The organism is Prauserella cavernicola (assembly GCF_016595675.1).
GTDB lineage: Bacteria > Actinomycetota > Actinomycetes > Mycobacteriales > Pseudonocardiaceae > Prauserella_A > Prauserella_A cavernicola.
In genome coordinates this window covers 1-283 of the sequence record NZ_JAENJH010000085.1, presented here as the reverse complement: position 1 = coordinate 283, position 283 = coordinate 1, and the positions used below count along the sequence as shown (strand labels likewise).

General features: G+C 73.5%; 1 protein-coding gene. It reads left to right on the top strand.

The features are described 5' to 3' along the window. Positions 1-36: 36 nt before the first annotated feature. On the top strand, positions 37-283 hold a 247-nt coding region (locus JHE00_RS34810; protein ID WP_230425533.1), incomplete at its 3' end, for an aldehyde dehydrogenase family protein.

Sequence of the window (283 nt, the reverse complement as noted above, 5' to 3'; positions counted from 1 at the left end):
GGTGACCCCTGGGACCCGGAGACCACCGTCGGGCCCATGATCCGGCCGGACCACCGCGACCGGGTGCGGAGCTTCGAAGACGACGCGCTCGCCGATGGTGGGAGGGTGCTGCTGCGCACCGGACCACCGTTGCCGGACAAGGGCTGGTACGTCGAACCGGTGCTGCTCGGCGGTCTCCCGCACCGCGCGGCCGCGGTGCAGCAGGAGATCTTCGGGCCGGTCGCCGTGGTGGTGCCCTTCGCCGCCACCGACGTGGCGGTGCGGCTGGCCAACGACACCGCCT